At 66.1% G+C, this 17,267-nt stretch carries 16 protein-coding genes and 1 tRNA gene; 10 read left to right on the top strand and 7 right to left on the bottom strand.

Annotation, left to right across the window (positions count from 1 at the left end; genetic code table 11):
* Positions 1-21 precede the first annotated feature (21 nt).
* The 4 genes from M1K48_RS03105 to M1K48_RS03120 all read right to left on the bottom strand — a co-directional run bounded on the left by M1K48_RS03105 (position 22) and on the right by M1K48_RS03120 (position 4,951).
* Positions 22-672 (bottom strand): hemerythrin domain-containing protein, encoded by a 651-nt coding sequence (locus M1K48_RS03105; RefSeq protein ID WP_249504417.1) that lies wholly within the window; start codon positions 670-672, stop codon positions 22-24.
* Positions 673-772: 100 nt separating this feature from the next.
* Positions 773-1,243, bottom strand: coding sequence for a host attachment family protein (locus M1K48_RS03110; RefSeq protein ID WP_249504418.1), 471 nt, complete (start codon positions 1,241-1,243; stop codon positions 773-775).
* Positions 1,244-1,323: 80 nt separating this feature from the next.
* Positions 1,324-4,035 carry a DNA gyrase subunit A gene (gene gyrA / locus M1K48_RS03115; RefSeq protein ID WP_406697323.1) on the bottom strand — a complete coding sequence of 904 codons (2,712 nt, stop codon included), beginning with the start codon at positions 4,033-4,035 and terminating at the stop codon, positions 1,324-1,326.
* 160 nt (positions 4,036-4,195) lie between these two features.
* Complete coding sequence (locus M1K48_RS03120) at positions 4,196-4,951, bottom strand: YaaA family protein (protein ID WP_249504420.1); 756 nt, start codon at positions 4,949-4,951, stop codon at positions 4,196-4,198.
* Positions 4,952-5,115: 164 nt separating this feature from the next.
* Here M1K48_RS03120 and M1K48_RS03125 point away from each other — a divergent pair, with 164 nt between their 5' ends.
* Both M1K48_RS03125 and M1K48_RS03130 read left to right on the top strand, forming a co-directional pair.
* On the top strand, positions 5,116-6,297 hold the full coding sequence (locus tag M1K48_RS03125) for a tetratricopeptide repeat protein (protein ID WP_249504421.1): 1,182 nt from the start codon (positions 5,116-5,118) through the stop codon (positions 6,295-6,297).
* Between the two features lie 120 nt (positions 6,298-6,417).
* On the top strand, positions 6,418-7,815 hold the full coding sequence (locus tag M1K48_RS03130; RefSeq protein WP_249504422.1) for a methyl-accepting chemotaxis protein: 1,398 nt from the start codon (positions 6,418-6,420) through the stop codon (positions 7,813-7,815).
* A 4-nt stretch (positions 7,816-7,819) separates the two neighbouring features.
* Here the strand turns inward: M1K48_RS03130 and M1K48_RS03135 are convergent, their stop codons facing one another.
* Both M1K48_RS03135 and M1K48_RS03140 read right to left on the bottom strand, forming a co-directional pair.
* A complete protein-coding gene (locus M1K48_RS03135) occupies positions 7,820-8,662 on the bottom strand; it encodes an AAA family ATPase (protein WP_249504423.1) in 843 nt (280 codons plus the stop codon).
* A gap of 87 nt (positions 8,663-8,749) precedes the next feature.
* Positions 8,750-9,421 (bottom strand): DUF6975 family protein, encoded by a 672-nt coding sequence (locus M1K48_RS03140; protein ID WP_249504424.1) that lies wholly within the window; start codon positions 9,419-9,421, stop codon positions 8,750-8,752.
* Positions 9,422-9,676: 255 nt separating this feature from the next.
* Between M1K48_RS03140 and M1K48_RS03145 the strand changes: the two genes are divergently transcribed.
* Genes M1K48_RS03145 through M1K48_RS03160 form a run of 4 tightly spaced genes read left to right on the top strand, consistent with a single transcriptional unit; the run spans position 9,677 to position 12,951 of the window.
* Positions 9,677-10,471, top strand: coding sequence for a hypothetical protein (locus M1K48_RS03145; protein WP_249504425.1), 795 nt, complete (start codon positions 9,677-9,679; stop codon positions 10,469-10,471).
* The gene (locus M1K48_RS03150; RefSeq protein WP_249504426.1) at positions 10,471-11,679 is read left to right on the top strand and encodes a M48 family metallopeptidase; all 1,209 of its coding nucleotides are present in this window, start codon (positions 10,471-10,473) and stop codon (positions 11,677-11,679) included. Before M1K48_RS03145 ends, M1K48_RS03150 begins: the two co-directional genes overlap by 1 nt.
* A gap of 5 nt (positions 11,680-11,684) precedes the next feature.
* Entirely contained in the window at positions 11,685-12,320 is a 636-nt protein-coding gene (locus tag M1K48_RS03155; RefSeq protein WP_249504427.1) for a hypothetical protein, read from the top strand.
* 40 nt (positions 12,321-12,360) lie between these two features.
* Positions 12,361-12,951, top strand: coding sequence for a phosphatase PAP2 family protein (locus M1K48_RS03160; protein WP_249504428.1), 591 nt, complete (start codon positions 12,361-12,363; stop codon positions 12,949-12,951).
* 43 nt (positions 12,952-12,994) lie between these two features.
* On the opposite strand, the gene M1K48_RS03165 is transcribed toward M1K48_RS03160, so the two are convergent.
* On the bottom strand, positions 12,995-13,210 hold the full coding sequence (locus M1K48_RS03165) for a hypothetical protein (protein ID WP_249505297.1): 216 nt from the start codon (positions 13,208-13,210) through the stop codon (positions 12,995-12,997).
* A gap of 110 nt (positions 13,211-13,320) precedes the next feature.
* Here M1K48_RS03165 and M1K48_RS03170 point away from each other — a divergent pair.
* From M1K48_RS03170 to proB, 4 genes are all read left to right on the top strand, one after another.
* Positions 13,321-13,405, top strand: a tRNA-Leu gene (locus tag M1K48_RS03170).
* Between the two features lie 60 nt (positions 13,406-13,465).
* Positions 13,466-15,091 (top strand): trigger factor, encoded by a 1,626-nt coding sequence (gene tig, locus M1K48_RS03175; protein WP_249504429.1) that lies wholly within the window; start codon positions 13,466-13,468, stop codon positions 15,089-15,091.
* Positions 15,092-15,202: 111 nt separating this feature from the next.
* Entirely contained in the window at positions 15,203-16,144 is a 942-nt protein-coding gene (locus M1K48_RS03180) for a glycosyltransferase family 2 protein (RefSeq protein WP_249504430.1), read from the top strand.
* Complete coding sequence (gene proB, locus M1K48_RS03185) at positions 16,144-17,262, top strand: glutamate 5-kinase (RefSeq protein WP_249504431.1); 1,119 nt, start codon at positions 16,144-16,146, stop codon at positions 17,260-17,262. Before M1K48_RS03180 ends, proB begins: the two co-directional genes overlap by 1 nt.
* The last annotated feature ends 5 nt before the right edge of the window (positions 17,263-17,267 follow it).

Raw genomic sequence — 17,267 nt, forward strand, 5'->3', positions numbered from 1 at the left:
GAACTGGTAGGCCAGCGGGCCTCAGTTCATCTTCATGCCTTCCTTGTTCATCAGGCTGGTGATCTTGGCGTTCTGCTCCTCGCTCAGCGAGTTCTTGAAGCGCGGATAGACCTGCTCTTCTTCCATCCGCGCATGCTGCTCGATCAGGTCACGGAATTCGCGCACGGTGGGAAGAAACTCGGGGCTGTCCTTTTCCATGTTTTCAAGGCGATACAGGTAGGTCTTCACATAGCCATGCTCATGTTCGAGGTGGTCGGCGTCGACCGTTTCGTTGGCCTGGCGGAGCGCCGGGTAAACGACTTGCTCTTCCTGGTGGGCATGCTTGTTCAGCGCATAGTGGATGGTCTTGACCAACGCGGCGCGCTTGCCGGTGTCACTGTCCTCGGTCGCCAGCAGCAGGTCGAACTTTGCCAGCGTCGCCTTGTGCTCGAGCGCCAGGATCGAGTCCCATTCGTTGCCCGCCATCATCGATTCGGACGTCTGCTGGAGAAACTTGCGGGCCCAATTGGCACCGATGCCGATCGCGGCGCCGGCCGCCAGCGCGCCTAGCAGCGGAAGCGCTCCGCTGTCGCTATCGCCGAAGCTGAACGCGCTGCGCTCGCCGTTGCGGTTGTTGGTGTTCTTCTTGGTTGTCGAGCGGTTGCGCTCACGGCTGTCGTTACGCGTTGCCATGCTGTGTCTCCCTTGTGGGTGATGAGTTGGCTGCGAAACGGGTGGGGGAGGGTGGCCGTTCCTGTTGCGAGTTGTTTGCAGAACGCGGCCACCCTTCGGATTATACGTCGGCGGGTTCTTCCGCCTTGGTGTGGCTGACGATCAGCGCCTCGATCTCGGGGATCGGACGGCCGCTCATCTCCTTGTTAATCGTGCACACGACGCGCTTCTCGACTTCCTTGTGGAGAGCCTTGCGGAGCACGCCGAGCGCCTTGGGCGGAGCAACGATGCACAGATGCTCGAAGTCGCCGCGAAGCGCGCGCAGCCTCAGCTTCTCGGCCACGTCCTTGACCCAGGCGTCTTCTTCCTGCTGCTTGAAGTCGGTTTCTTCCATGCTCGACCGGGCCGTCCCGACGCTGCTGTGCGACGTGCCGGGGGCATCGGTCTTCAGATCGCCGTCGTGATTGGCGTCGTCGCGCTCTTCATGCGCTTCGGTTCGCAGGTCGATCTGGTTCGTATCGCCATGGTTGCGGAAGAACAGCATCTTGCGGCCGTCGACCACCAACACGAGCGCACGATTGGGAATGGGCATGGGACCTCCTCTATTGTGTCGAGGAGTGAACGGATGGGGAGAGGGAGGGTTGCGCTCCGGCTCGTACCGGAGCGCCACCTTCACTCCTCGTTGACGCCCGGATCCACCGGTTTGTCGAGTTCCTGCTCAGCGGTGTTGGCGCCGTCGTCCGGCGCGACCTCGCCGTCGACGATCGCCTCGACCTCGACTTCGTCCTCCTCGTCGATCTTGGCGACGGAAACGACATGCTCGGACGATCCGACGCGGAAGATCATGACGCCCTGGGTGTTGCGCCCAGCAATCCGGATCGAACCCACCGTGGTGCGGATCATCTTGCCCTGGTCGGTCGCCAGCATGATCTGCTCGCCCGGCTTGACCGGGAAGCTCGCGACCACCCGGCCATTGCGTTCCGACGTATCGATGTTGGTGATACCCTGGCCGCCGCGGCCCGTGCGGCGATATTCGTAGGCGCTGGTGCGCTTGCCGAACCCGTTTTCGGTAACGGTCAGAATGAACTGCTCATTGTCGGCGATGAAGTTGTAGCGCTCCTCGTCGAGACCCTCGGCGGAGCTGTTGTCGCGCCACTTGGGACTGCGCAGATAGGCCTCGCGCTCCTCCGCCTCCGTGCCGACGCGGCGCAGGATCGACATCGACATGACCTCGTCGTCGCCGAGCAGCCGCACGCCGCGCACGCCGGTCGAACTGCGCGACTGGAACTCGCGGATTGCGGTCGACATGAAACGGATCGCCTTGCCGTTGCGGGTGGCAAGCAGGACGTCGTCGCCCTCGCTGCACAAGGCCACGCCGATCAGGCGGTCGGTGGCATCCTCTTCCTCGCCTTCATCGGCGATTCCGAACTTCATCGCGATCTTGCCGGCGGTGGGGATGTTCTTGAACGCGTCCATGCTGTTGCGCCGGACCGCGCCGTGGGCGGTGGCGAACATCAGGTGCAGCGCGCCCCAGCTTTCCTCGTCCTCGGGCAGCGGCAGCACGGTGGTGATGACTTCACCCGCCTGTAGAGGCAGGAGGTTGATCATCGGCCGGCCCTTGGCGGTCGGACCGCCTTCGGGCAGGCGCCACACCTTCATCCGGTAGACCCGGCCGAGGTTGGAGAAGAACAGCACCGGATTGTGGGTCGAGGTGACGAAGAGGTTGGTGACCGCATCCTCGTCCTTGGTGGCGATGCCCGAGCGGCCCTTGCCGCCGCGCTTCTGTTCGCGGAACACCGACAAAGCGGTGCGCTTGATGTAGCCGGTCATGGTCACCGTCACGACCATGTCCTCGCGCTCGATCAGGTCTTCATCGTCGATCCCGTCGAACGCCGCCGCAAGCTCGGTCTTGCGTGGGGTCGAGAATTCGCGGTCGACCTCGTCCAGCTCCTCGCGCATCACTTCGTACAGTCGAGCGCGGTTGCCGAGGATCTCGAGCAGGTCGGTGATGATGGTCGCAAGGCCCTCGAGCTCGTTGCCGATCTCGTCGCGCCCGAGCGCGGTAAGGCGGTGCAGCCGCAGGTCGAGGATCGCCTTCACCTGCGTCTCGCTGAGCCGGTAGTCGGCGCCGACGGCATGGGCCTCGACCGCTTCGACCAGCCGGATGTAGGGGCGGATCTCGTCGCCCGGCCACTCTCGCGACAGCAAGGCCTCGCGCGCCTCGGCAGGCGAAGCGGAGCCGCGGATGATTCGCACCACTTCGTCGAGATTAGTCACCGCAACAACCAGGCCGAGCAGGATGTGGGCCCGGTCGCGGGCCTTCATCAGCTCGAACTTGGAACGACGGGTGATGACCTCCTCGCGGAACTTGATGAAGCTCTCGATGATGTCGCGCAGCGCCAGCGTTTCGGGCCGGCCGCCGCGGATCGCCAGCATGTTGCAGGGGAAGGAGCCCTGCGCCGGGGTGTGCCGCCACAGTTGGTTCAGCACCACCTCGGGGGTGGCGTCGCGCTTCAGCTCGATGACGACCCGGACGCCTTCACGGTTCGATTCGTCGCGGATGTCGGACACGCCCTCGATCCGCTTTTCCTTGGCGGCCTCGGCGATCTTCTCAACCAGCGCATTCTTGCCCTGCTGGTAGGGGATTTCGGTGAGGACGATCGACTTGCGGTCGCCGCGGCCTTCCTCGATCTTGTAGCGCGAGCGCACCACGACCGAACCGCGCCCGGCGGTGTAGGCCGAGCGGATCCCGGCGGTGCCGAGAATGATGGCGCCGGTCGGGAAGTCCGGCCCTTTCACATGCTCCATCAACTGTTCGGACGTCACCGCCGGATCGTCGATGTAGGCGCGGCAGGCGTTGATCACTTCGCCGAGGTTATGCGGCGGAATGTTGGTCGCCATGCCGACCGCGATTCCGCCGGCGCCGTTGACCAGCAGGTTGGGGAAGCGCGCTGGAAGAACCTGCGGCTCGCGCTCGGACGCATCGTAATTGGGCTGGAAGTTGACCGTGTCCTTGTCGAGGTCGTCGAGCAGGAAGCCCGCGACCTTGGCCAGCCGCGCCTCGGTGTAACGCATGGCGGCGGGCGGGTCGGGATCCATCGAGCCGAAGTTGCCCTGGCCGTCGATCAGCGGCACCCGCATCGACCAGTCCTGAGTCATCCGCGCCAGCGCATCGTAGATCGCGGTGTCGCCGTGCGGGTGGTACTTACCGATCACGTCGCCGACGATGCGGGCCGACTTACGGTAGGGCCGGTTATAGACGAACCCGTTCTCGCTGGCCGAATAAAGGATGCGGCGGTGAACCGGCTTCAAACCGTCGCGCACATCGGGCAGCGCGCGGCTGACGATGACGCTCATCGCATAATCGAGGTAGCTGGTCTTCATCTCCTCGACGATGGAGATGGGCAGGATCGCGTCGCTCGAAGGCGGGATGCCCGCCGGGGCTTCAGTGGCCAAGAAACAGTCCTAAGCTTGTAATTATCGTTGAGCGCACAGGCCTAGCATCGCGCACGTGTACGCGCGAGAGATTCCTTGAGGGCAGACCCTAGTCGCGGACGAACAGCGGACGCGCCGCGGTGCCGCCGTCGGCATCATAGGTCCAACCATCGCGATCGAAGCCCTTCACCGCTTCGAGATCCGCGACCCGCTCCTCGCACAACCAGCGCGCCATGGTGCCGCGCGCGATCTTGGCGGTGAAGCTCTGAAACTGCAGACCTTTGGCCGTTCGAACTCGAAAGTCCGGACTGACCAGGGTCACGCCCTTCCTCGGCAAGAACGGCTGCACCACCGCGAAATATTCGTTGCTGGCAAGGTTCATCAGCAGGCCCGAGCCGTCGGATTTGAGATCGCTCAGCATCGCCCGAGCGACCTTGCGCCCCCAATGCTCGACCAGCTTGCCGCCGCTAGGGCTCCACCCGGTCCCCATTTCCAGCCGGTAGGGCCGCATCGCGTCGAGTGGGCGCAGTACGCCGTACAGCCCCGACAGGATCCGCAGGTGGTCCTGGGCGAAGCCGATCGTCTCCTCGTCCGCGCTGGCCGCATCGAAGCCGCGATAGACGTCCCCGGCGAAGGCCCGGATGGCGGGCCGCTGCTCGGCCTTGCGGAAACCGCGAAAGCGCGTCGCATTCAGGTCGGCTAATTTATCGGAGATGTGCATCAGTCCCGACAGGTCGGCTGGGCTGAGCTTCGCCGCCGCACGGGCGATGCTGGCGGCCTCACGCTCGAAGCGCGGCGGGGTCGCCTCTTCCGTGAAGGGAGTGGCGAAATCGAGGGTCTTGGCTGGGGAAAGAAGAATGATCACAGAGGAGGGCGGCTAGCAAAGCGCGGGCCCATCCGTCCATACCGGCTGCTAACCCCTTCAAAAGCCACGGTTCAATGAAGGTTCACGGAGAATCGGCTTGAGGCTGGCGAGTGAAGCACGGGCAGTCTAAAGGCCGCTCGTCAAATCAAGGAGGATCACTTCCCATGTCGATCAGGGCCAAAGCTTTGCTTGCCGCCTTCCTCGTCACCGCAGCTGCGCCGGTGCCTGCCCTTGCACAGGCAGCGCCTGCCTCAAGCATTCCAGCCCCGTCGAAGGAAGCCCGACCAGCGCTTGCCGCGCTGCAGAAGGCGGTAAACGAGAATAAGACCGCGGAGATTCCGGCCCTGTCGCAAGCCGCGCTTGCCGCCGCCAAGACGCCGGCGGACCGCTATTATGCCTACCAGCTCCAGCTGAAGCCCGCCGTGGCATCCAAGAACGATGACCAGTTGCTCGCCGTGCTCGAAGGCATGCTCGGCACCGGTCTCGCGCAGGGAGCCGACCTTGCAAACCTGTCGTTCAATGCCGCCAAGATCAATTACAACAAGGGTGCGGCCGACGCCGCGGCATCGGCCAAGGCGGCAACCCAGATCGAACAGGCGCTTGCGGCCGATCCGAACAAGAGCGACTATTACCTGGTCCTCGGCGAACTTCGTAACCGCCAGAAGCGTCCTGCCGAAGCGGTCGCGGCCCTGCAGAAGGCGATGGCCCTCGATCAGGCGGCGGGCAAGCCCGTCGACCAGAAGGTCTCCGATCGCGCCCTGGCCTTTGCGTACAATGCTCGTCTGCCGGTCGCCCGCGATCTTGCCGTGGCGAACCTCAAGGCAGCGCCCAACCCGAAGAACTGGCGCGCCGCGATAAAGATCACCGAGCAGGTCGGCAATCTGCCCGCGACCGACAAGGTCGACCTGTTCCGCCTCCAGCGCGCGACATCCAGCTTCGAGGGCGAGGCTGATTATTACCCCTATGTCGATGTGCTGATGACCCGCGGTCTTCCCGGCGAAGCCAAGGCCGTGCTCGACGAGGCGTTCGCGGCTGGCAAGCTGGACAAGAACAAGCCGATGTGGCGCGACCTTTACAGTAGCGCGGTGACGCGCAGCGCGGGTGACAAGAGCGCCCCCAACGGCGACGTCTACCTCGGTCGTGGCGACTATGCGAAGGCGGCTGCCGCATATCGTGCGGATGTGGCGAAGGGCGGCGCTGGAGCCGATCTCGCCAACCTCCGACTCGGCATCGCCCTGGCGCGCAGCGGGGACAAGGCCGGGGCCACCGCCGCCCTCAGCGCCGTCAAGGGCACCCGCAGCAACATCGCCCAGCTGTGGATGATGTACCTCGAGCGGTCGGCCTGAGCCGAGTGATCGGTCGTCCCGGTCTCGGCCGGGACGACCATCCCCCGCCACTCTGGTTAACTGAACGGTAAAGCCTCACGCCTACTCCGGTGCGGACATAGTCTCACGTTCGGAGAAAGCATGGCTACCGCCGGTCTTGAACAGGTTACCGAAGACGCGATCCGTACCGTGGCCCGCAGTTGCGGATCGCTGTCGATCGAATGTTCGGACGTCGCCGGTTACGTCAGCGACGTGTCCAAGAGCATCGGCGCGCACCTGAAGACGCTCGACGGGCTGGAGGAAGTCACTACCCGCCTGCTCGCCGACCAGGCCCGGGTGTCGGACTCGACCGACGAAGCACGGCTGCTGTCCGAGCAGGCCAAGGCCAAGCTGGAAGCCGGGCGCGAGGCGATCGAGCAGACCATCGCGGGCTTCAAGGGCCTGACCGAACTGGTGGTCGAGCTTGGCGACCGCATGGCGGGCTTCGCCTCGGCCATGCACCAGGTCCAGAGCGTTTCCTCGACCATCGAGGGGATTGCCCGCAAGACCAACATGCTGGCGCTCAACGCGACCATCGAGGCGGCGCGGGCAGGAGACGCCGGGCGTAGCTTCGCAGTGGTCGCGGCCGAGGTGAAGAAGCTTGCCCACGACACTCGCGCGGCGACCAGCCAGATCGGCCTCACCATCAGCGAACTGACCCGCGAGGCGGGCGCCGTCACCAGCGAGATCAAGACCGGCGTCGAACGCAGCCGCGCCGCGCAGAAGGGCTTCGGCCAGATCCACGAGACGGTCCGCGAAGTCAGCGAGATCGTCGGCATGGTCGATCGCCAGACCGAGGGCATCGCCCATTCGACCAGCCTGATCCAGAACAGCGTCGACCGGGTGAAGGCGAGCCTTACCGACTTCGCCGAGGATGCCCGCGAGAATGGCGGCGCGCTCGGCGTTGCCCAGCAGCGCCTTGCCAAGCTTGAGATGCTCTCGGCCACCATGCTTGACACACTCGCCAATTCGGGTGCCGAGATCGACGACACGCCGATGATCATCCTCGCCCAGGACGCGATGCGAGCGATCGCCGAAGCCGCCGAGCGCGGGGTGCGCGAAGGGGCGATCACCATGGAGCAGATCTTCGATCGCCAGTATGTGCCGATCCCCGGCCGCAACCCGGTCCAGTACGACAACCAGTTCTGTGACTTCGCCGACCAGCACATCCGCCCGCTGCTCGACCGCTACAAGCTGAAGGACGCGCGCATCCTGGGCTCGGCCATCACCAACGTCGACGGCTTCCTGCCCACTCACCTGTCCGAGCGGTGCAACGTGCCCGGTCCCGACCCGGTGTGGAATGACGCCAATTGCCGCAACCGCCGCATTTTCATGGATGAACAGACCCGCGCCGCGATCGAAAGCGACAAGCCGGCGATGCTGATGACCTACCGAATGGAGCTTGGCGACAAATCCTATCCGGTGAAGAACGTCTTCGTGCCCTTGTTCGTCAACGGCCGTCGGTGGGGCAATTTCGAACTCGCCTATCGCGAGGAGTGAGGCCTTAGCCCTTCCGTCGCGCCATGAAGGCGAGCCGTTCGAACAGCATCACATCCTGTTCGTTCTTAAGCAGGGCGCCGTGCAGCGGCGGGATGGCTTTAGTCGGGTCGCGGTTCTGCAGCACTTCGAGCGGCATGTCCTCGTGAAGCAGCAGCTTGAGCCAGTCGAGCAGTTCGCTGGTCGAGGGCTTCTTTTTGATCCCCGGCACCTCGCGAACGTCGAAGAACAGGTCGAGCGCCTGGCTCAGCAGGATTTTGCTGAGGCCCGGGAAGTGAACCTCGACGATCCGCTCCATCGTCGCCCGGTCAGGGAAGGCGATGTAATGGAAGAAGCACCGGCGGAGGAAGGCGTCGGGCAGCTCTTTCTCGTTGTTCGAGGTGATAACGACGATCGGCCGCTCGACCGCCTTCACCGTCTCGCCCGTTTCGTAGACGTGGAATTCCATCCGATCGAGCTCCTGAAGGAGGTCGTTGGGGAATTCGATGTCGGCCTTGTCGATCTCGTCGATCAGCAGGACGGGAAGCTGCGGGGCGGTGAACGCTTCCCACAATTTGCCGCGCTTGATGTAGTTGCGGATGTCGTGGACCCGCTCCTCGCCGAGCTGGCCGTCGCGCAGCCGCGCCACCGCGTCATATTCGTACAGCCCCTGGTGGGCGCGGGTGGTCGACTTGACGTGCCACTCGATCAGCGGGGCGCCGAGCGCCTTGGCGATCTCGTGGGCGAGGACGGTCTTGCCGGTGCCGGGCTCACCCTTGACCAGCAAGGGGCGGCGCAGGGTGACGGCGGCATTGACCGCGACACGAAGGTCGTCGGTCGCGACATAATCGGTGGTTCCGGTGAAGCGCATGGCCGATGGCAGTATGAGGCCGGCGCGGCGCACGCAAGCCGACTAAAGGGGTCGGCGTTTCCGCTTCGGCGGGTCGCATTACGTTAGTTAGAGGTCCTCGCGCGCCTCGCTGCGTGCTTCGAGCAAGTCGAACAGGGCGCGCTGCTGGAGCAGCAGTTGCTCCGCGCCGAAACGGATCGCGCGCTCCGCGGTGACCGTGGAAGCCCCGGCTTCCAGCGCAGCGACAATCAGTTCCTCCTTGGGCAGTGCGCAAGGCGGAACGTCGACCCCGACCCTGGCCGCGACCTTGTCGAGCAGGGGACGAAGCGCGGTCCAGTCGGCGACAAGCGCGGTCGCCGCACCCAGCGCGCAGCCGCTTCGTTCCGAACGGGCAAGCGTTTCCAAGGCATGCCGCTGGGCCAGCAGGGCGGCCTCGGTCTCGGCGGCGCCCGGCGTGCTCGGGATCGGGCCGACGGCGGAGGTCAGGCGCACCAGGTATAGCCGCTCCCGCTCGAACGCCGAGGAAGCGGTTTCCAGCCAGGCCCTGACCGACGCTTCCGGGGCGCTGCCGAGCGCGAGTTCGATCGCGGTCGGCTGGCGGCCGTAGACGGCGCACAGCAAGTGGACGAAATCGTCAAGGTCATGCGCCCGGTAGGGGGCGAGCGGTCCAGCAAGGTCCGCGACATGGGCGTGGGTGACACTCCCCGCTGCGCCGAGGCGGGCGGCATGAGCCTCGGCCACTGCCGAGCCCACCTGCCGAACCACTCCCGATTGCGCCATGCCCATTCCTTTCTTGCCCACTCCGGAAAACCGAGATCGCGTCATAGTGGCGCAAGCTATACCAAGCCGCGTAAAGACAGGGTTAGCGGCGGCTTAAGGAAGTTGGGAGGAGCCGCGGCAATGCCGCCGAGGCGACGACGTTCGTCCCCGGAGGTGCCATTGACTTAGCGCGGAATCGCTTCAACTATCTGAAACTTAGGTCATTTCGCGGCTGCCGCAGGGCAGTCCAGAAAAGGTTGCGCGGGAATGAGTCGAATGCGGTCCGCCCTGGCGCTCGGCGCCCTGTCCCTCACCCTCTCGGCCTGCGTCCAGACCCGGCAGATCGCCGACCTTCAGTTCACGCCGCCGCAGGGTGACTACAAGCTGCTGGTGATGCGCCCCGACGTAACGGTCGGTTCGGTCAAGGCCGGCGGCCTGACCGAGCCGCGCGCCGACTGGACCGAGGCGGCGCGCGCCAACTTGGTCACCGCGCTCAAGGCCCAGCAGGCGGGGCGGGGCGGCCAGACGATGATCATGGACCGCCGCGACTCGATTGCCGGGGTCTCGGCCGACACCGTGGCCGAGCTCGAGCGGCTGCATAATGCGGTGGGCAGCTCGATCGCGCTCCACAAGTTCGCCGGCTACGAGCTTCCGACCAAGCGCGGACGCGGGCTGGACTATACGCTCGGCTCCGACGCGGTCCGGCTCGGTCAGGCGACCGGGTATGACTATGCCCTTTTCATGCATGCCGAGGACAGCTTTGCCGACAGCGGGCGGGTCGCGATGCAGGTGCTCGGCATCGCCGGCTGCTTTATCGGTTTCTGCGCGCCCAACATCGGCGGCGGCGGGCAGAGCGCTTATGCCAGCCTGGTCGACCTGCGCACCGGCGAAGTGGTGTGGTTCAACGTGGTCCAGGCCGGCACGCAAGTCGCGGGCATCAAGATGGGCGACCTCCGCAAGCCCGAAGGCGCGGCGCAACTGGTCGATCGACTGCTGGGTCGGATGAAGCCCGGCCGTGACGTCCGCCGCGCTCAGGCTGCCGCGGCACGAAACGCCCCGGAGAAGAAGTGATGAGCGAGCTTTCCCGCCGCGCGATGCTGGCCGGAACCGGCGCCGCTCTTGTCGCAGCGCCCGCTTCGGCCAGGATCAGCCCCAACAGCCTCAAGCCGCTGATCGGCCCCGGCTATCGCCCGACCGAGACGGACGAGAAGGGCCTGTGGCAGCAGATGGAGCGGGTCGAGGAGGAGGTCGCCGGCTCCAACCTCCTGATCCGCGATCCCGCGCTCAACAGCTACCTGCAGGGGTTGATCGGCAAGGTCGGCGGTCCGGCGGCCAAGGACATGCGCATCTATCTCGCGCGGGTGCCCGAATTCAATGCGATGATGTTCCCGACCGGGTTCACCGTCTTCTTCTCCGGCCTCCTGCTGCGGATGCGCGACGAGGCGCAGCTGGCCGGGGTCATCGCTCACGAAAGCAGCCACTTCCTGCTTCGCCACCAGATCCGCAGCTGGCGCGACATGAAGCGCAAGACCAACATCTTCGCCGGGCTGGCGATGGCCGCGGGAATGGCAGGCGGTGTCACCGGCACCTACACCGGTGACCTCGTCCGGCTGGCCGAGCTTGGCACCATCCTTACCCTGTTCCGCTACAGCCGCCAGCTTGAGGCCGAATCCGACGCGCTGGGGGTCAAGCTGATCGCCGATGCCGGCTATGCCCCGCTGTCGATGTCCGAAACCTGGGACCAATTGATCACCGAGCTTGAATGGTCGGCTAAGGAGCGCCGCAAGCGGGTCGACCGCGGCTATTCGCTGTTCGCCACTCACCCGGCCCCGCGTGAGCGGCTGAAGGATCTTGCCGTCTCGGCCCAGGAATTGACCGTGCCGGGCCGCAGCTACGACCGTGGGCGCGAACGCTACCTCAAGGCGCTGGCGCCGATCCGCGCCAGCCTGTTCGACGACCAGGTGCGGCTCAACGATCCTGGCGCAAGCCAGTATATCGTCGAGACCCTCGCCCGCGACGGCTGGAACGGCACACTTTTGTTCTATCGCGGCGAGGTCCACCGGCTGCGCGAAGGCATTCAGAACCAGCAGGCGGCCGCGCTCAATTATGCGCAGGCGGTGACCTACCCCGATGCACCTGCCGACGCCTGGCGCTGGCATGGCGTCATGCTGATGAAGCAGGGCAGGGTGGCGGAAGGCCGGACCGCCCTGTCGCGTTACCTTACCATGGCGCCCAGCGCCCCCGACGCGCCGTTCGTGCGCCAGATGATCCAGGGCTGACCTCCATGCGCACGACCATCACGAAGCTGGCCCTCGGCGGCGCCCTCGCACTGGCCCTGTCGGCCTGCAGCTCGGTCGGCGGCGGCGGGGTCGGCCTCAGTCCCTACGGCCTGGTCCGTGCCGGCCAAACCTATAACGTCGGCTCCGGCGCGATGAGCGTGACCAGCCCGCGCGAATGGAACCGCCAGGGTGGCTTCTCCTTCAACGATGTGCGCTGGGTCGAGGACTGGACGCTCAACGGGCCCTATCTCGACGGCGTCACCTTTGTCACCGGCCTGCCCGATAACAAGCGCCTGATCTGGCAGGAGTATAAGGCCGACCGCCAGGTGCCGCGCTTCCGTTCGACCATGACTGCCCCCGAAGTCGCCAGCCTGCTCGAAACCCTGTTTCGGGTCGAAGGCGGCGCGGTCGAGTTCCGGACCCTGGGGCTTGCCCCGCGAACCTTCCTCGGCACCAATGGCTTCCAGCTCGACTTCGAGCATCTCGACGGCGACGAAGTATGGCGCAAGGGCCGCGCCGTGGGTGCGGTGATCGATGGCCGCCTGTACCTGATCCTGCTAGATGCCGCGCGGGCACATTACTACCCACAGGCGCTGCCCGACTATGAAGCCATGGTGCGCAGCGCGGTGCGCCGCCGCTAGGCCTTGCAACATTGTCACCTGCCGCGCCGTTGAGCGTGGCGTGACCCAATTGAAAAACTTGCCTGACATCGATCCGATCGTTCCTGCCGAGGATGTCGACACCGCCGTTGCCGACGCCCTCGTCCCTTATGCGGGGGATGCAGCCGTCAGGGCACTTGGCGCGGTGGCCGAGTTGTCGGACCAGGAGCCGCTCTATGCCGCGGCGGCGGGCGTGCTCGCGACCGCGGTCGTCATGCGCGACGGTTCGACCTGGCGCACCGGCACCCGCATCCTCGCCGCCCACCTGCTCGCGACCGCGCTTCGCGGCGTGGTCAAGTCGATGGTCGACCGGACCCGGCCGGAAGCCGCCGCTCGCCGCGGCGACTACGTCCTGCGGAAAGGCGAGCGTCACGAGAGCGACTTCAACAGCTTTCCCTCGGGCCACACCGCCGGCGCGGTCGCGGTGGCGATGGCGGTCGGCCGCGACCACCCCGGCGCGCGCTGGCCTGCCTTCGGTCTCGCCACGCTGACCGGCGCCGCGCAGATCGTTCGCTCGCGCCACTACGTTACCGATGTCGTCGCCGGTGCGGTGATCGGGGTTGCTGCCGAATTGCTGGTCGATGCCGTGATCGTCCGGGCGAGCAAGGTCTAGGGGGCGCCGTCGCCCCGGCACTGGCCAGGGCGACGGGGGCAATTCAGGCGATCGGCGAAATCGGCGTGGTCGGGGTCTCGGTTCCAGGTGTGCTCGGCGAGGGAACGTCGATCGGTGCTTGGGCCGGCGGCTCCTCCTGAGGGGCTGGGGTCGGCTGACCCGGCTCGCTCGGCTGGGCCGGCTGTCCGGGCTCGCTGGGTTCGGGGGCGCCCGGTTCGAAACCGGGGGCGTCGTCGGGGAAGGGGGGAAGCTGTTGCATGGGGGGAGAACGTTCGGAACCGGCGCTCGGGTCCCGACCCGGTCCTGCTTGCGCGCCAACGTCTTGCCCCAACCCCCAACGCTGCTATAGGGCCGCCCCTGAACGCTCGCGCGGGCGTGGCGGAATTGGTAGACGCGCTGGTTTTAGGTACCAGTATCGCAAGATGTGGGGGTTCGAGTCCCTTCGCCCGCACCAGTTTCCGCCCGGCCGAGGGCGAATGACCTTTCAACCGATAATCCGGGATTTCTTGTCACCATGCAGCATGTCGAGATCGAGAACGAGGGCCTGAAGCGGGCCTACCAGCTGACCTTCACGGCAGCCGAGATCGACGAGCGCATCGCTGGCGAGGTCAAGCGGATCGCCCCACAGATCAAGATGCCCGGCTTCCGCCCCGGCAAGGTCCCCGCCAACCTCATCCGCAAGATGCACGGCGATGCGCTCCACCAGGACGCGCTGCAGACCACCATCCAGCAAGGCGTCCAGCAGCTGATGAGCGAGCAGGGCATCCGTCCCGCGATGCAGCCATCGATCGAGCTCAAGGACGGCTATGAGGCCGGCAAGGACGCCGAAGTCACCGTCCGCCTTGAAACCCTGCCGCAGATCCCGACGCCGCAGATCGAGGGTCTCAAGCTCGAGCGCCTGAGCGCCGAGGCCGACGAGAGCGCCGTCGATGCGCAGGTTCAGCAGTTCGCTTCGAACGCCAAGCGCTTCGAGGATGCTCCCGAGGGCAAGGCGGCCGAGACCGGCGATCAGGTCGTGCTCGACTTCGTCGGCAAGACCTCGGACGGCGTTGCCTTTGAAGGCGGCACCGGCACTGACATGGCGGTCGAGATCGGCTCCGGTACCCTGATCCCCGGTTTCGAGGATCAGCTGATCGGCGCCAAGGTCGGTGAGGAGCGCACGCTCAACGTCACCTTCCCGGACGATTATCCGGCCGAGAATCTCAAGGGCCAACCCGCGACCTTCGACGTCAAGGTGACCGCGGTAAAGGTCGCCGGTGAAACCGCGATCGACGACGATTTCGCAAAGACCCTCGGCCTTGAGAGCCTTGACCAGCTCAAGGGCCTGCTGCGCGACCAGCAGACTCAGGAATTGAACGGCCTGACCCGCACCCACATGAAGCGCCGCCTGCTCGACCAGCTCGCCGCTTCGCATGACTTCGAAGTGCCGCCGTCGATGGTCGAGGCCGAATTCGCCAACATCATCGCCCAGCTCGAGCATGAGGCCGGCCACGAGTCCGATCCCGAAGCCGCCAAGGCCGAGATCGAGAACGACAAGGAAGAATATCGCAAGATCGCCGAGCGCCGCGTTCGCCTCGGTCTGCTGCTGTCCGAAATCGGCCAGGCCAATGGCGTCGAAGTCACCAACCAGGAAATGAATCGCCTGATCGCGCAGGCCGCGCAGCAGTATCAGCCGGCCGACCGTGAGCGCTTCATCCAGTACGTCCAGCAGGAGCCGATGGCGGCCGCCCAGCTGCGCGCGCCGTTGTACGAGGACAAGGTTGTCGACTTCCTCTTCACCAAGGCCGAGATCACCGATCGCGCCGCGACCCGCGCCGAGATCGAGGCCGATCTCGAGGCCGAGGAAGGCCATGTGCACGGTCCGGGCTGCGGCCACGACCATGCCCACGAAGCTGCTCCGGCCGCTCCTGCGCCCAAGGCCAAGAAGGGTAAGAAGGCTGCCGTGACCGAGGAAGCGCCTGCCGCCGAAGCCGTCGAAACCGCCGCCGAGGTCGCTCCGGCGCCCAAGAAGGCCAAGGCCGCCAAGCCGGCCAAGGGCGCGGTCGAGGCCGAACCTGAGGCTCCGGTCCCCGCCGAGCCTGTCAAGGACGGTGCGGGTGCCAAGGCTCCGGCCAAGAAGGGCAAGAAGGCGTCGGCCTAACAACAACGTCTCCCCGGGGCTTGACCCGGGGACGGCCTTCCTTCTCATTCAGCCGATCGTAGAAGAGGGCAGCTCCCGGCTCCATTGCCGGGATGACGCCGGGGGAGGGGCATGAACACGCACGACCAGCCTCGCATCGCCGTGCTGCTGCCCTGCTATAACGAGGAAGCCGCGATCGGGCCGACCGTGGCCGGCTTCCGCGCCGCGCTGCCGACCGCGACCATCTACGTCTACGACAATAACAGCCGCGACCGAACGGTCGAGGTGGCGCGGGCGGCCGGAGCGGTCGTTCGCACCGAGCGCCAGCAGGGCAAGGGTCATGTCGTCCGGCGGATGTTCGCCGACATCGAGGCCGACGTCTACGTCATGGCCGATGGCGACCTTACCTACGATCCAGCTGCTGCTCCGGCGATGGTGGACATGCTGTTCACCCAGCAACTCGATTTGGTGGTCGGCACCCGCCAGCATGACGCCAAGGACGCCTATCGCGGCGGCCACGTGCTGGGCAACCGCCTGTTCACCGGCCTCCTGAGCTTCCTCTTCGCGCGCAGCTTCACCGACGTCTTCTCGGGCTACCGGGTGTTTTCCCGCCGCTTCGTGAAGAGCTTCCCGGTGCTGTCCTCAGGCTTCGAGATCGAGACCGAGATGAGCATTCACGCGCTGGAGCTGCGGATGCCGGTCGGCGAAGTCGCGACCGCTTATGGCGCGCGCCCGGAAGGCTCGGCCTCCAAGCTAAGCACCTTCCGCGACGGATGGCGCATATTGAAGGTGATGCTCAACCTGTTCCGGACCGAGCGGCCGTGGCTGTTCTTCGGTGTCGCAGGAGCCGTCCTGCTGCTCGCGGCGCTTGCGCTGTCGATCCCGCTGGTCCTCACCTATCTCGACACCGGGCTGGTGCCGCGTTTCCCGACCGCGATCCTGATCACCGGCATGGTGATTATCGCCGTCCTCTCCTTCCTTGCCGGTCTGATCCTCGACACGGTGACGCACGGCCGGCGCGAGCTTCGCCGGCTCGCCTATCTCGCCCAGCCTGCGCCCGGTAAGCAGCGCTGATGACCGCGCCGCCCCCTCGGCGGCTGCCGCGACGCCTGGTCGTCAAGCTCGGCTCGGCATTGGTAACCGACGGGCAGGGGCCCCGCGCCGACTTCCTTGCCGACCTTGCCCGTGATGTCGCCCAGCTTCGCAACCAGGGTACCGAAGCGATCATCGTTAGCTCAGGCGCGGTGGCGCTGGGCCGCGGCCGTCTTGGCCTTCCGCGCTCCCCCCGGCTCGACCACAAGCAGGCCGCCGCCGCCACTGGGCAGCCGCTGCTGATGCAGGCTTGGGCCGACGCGTTCGCCCCGCTTGGGCTGGTCACCGCGCAATTGCTGCTGACTGCCTACGACACCGAGGATCGCCGCGCCTTTCTCAACGCCCGCGGCACCATCGCCGCCCTGCTCAAGGCCGGCGCAGTCCCGATCATCAACGAGAATGACAGCACCGCCACCGCCGAATTGCGCGTCGGCGACAATGACCGCTTGTCGGCCCGCGTTGCGCAGTTGGCGGCCGCCGAACTCCTCGTGCTGCTGAGCGACGTCGACGGCCTGTACACCGCCGATCCGCGCCTCGATCCCGCCGCTACGCACTTGTCGGAAGTGACGGCACTCACCCCTGTGATCATGGCCCTGGCGGGCGACAGTGATCGCTCCGGACCCGGCACCGGCGGGATGCGGACTAAGCTCGAAGCCGCGCGAATCGCCGCGGCGGCAGGCTGCGCAACGCTGATCGGCAGCGGCGCTGGCGAACGGCCGCTCGCCCGGCTCCTCGATGGCGAGGCCCGCGGCACCCACATCGCTGCCGAGGGCAATCCGGTCCGCGCTTACAAAAGCTGGATCGCCGGCACGTTGGCCCCGCTCGGTACGCTGCGCATCGATGCCGGGGCCGCCACCGCGCTGGGCAAGGGCGGCAGCCTGCTTCCCGCTGGGCTGCTGGCCGTGGAGGGCGCCTTCTCGCGCGGCGATTGCGTCGCGGTGCAGGATGGGGAAGGGCGGGAGCTTGCTCGCGGGCTCAGCCGCTACGATGCGGAGGAGGCCGCGCGCTTGGTCGGCGCGAAAGGAGCTGAGATCGCGGCCCTGCTCGGCTATTCTCGTGGTGATGCCCTGATCCATCGTGACGACCTAGTGCTGCAATGACGCTC

The organism is Sphingomonas glaciei (assembly GCF_023380025.1).
Classification (GTDB): domain Bacteria; phylum Pseudomonadota; class Alphaproteobacteria; order Sphingomonadales; family Sphingomonadaceae; genus Sphingomicrobium; species Sphingomicrobium glaciei.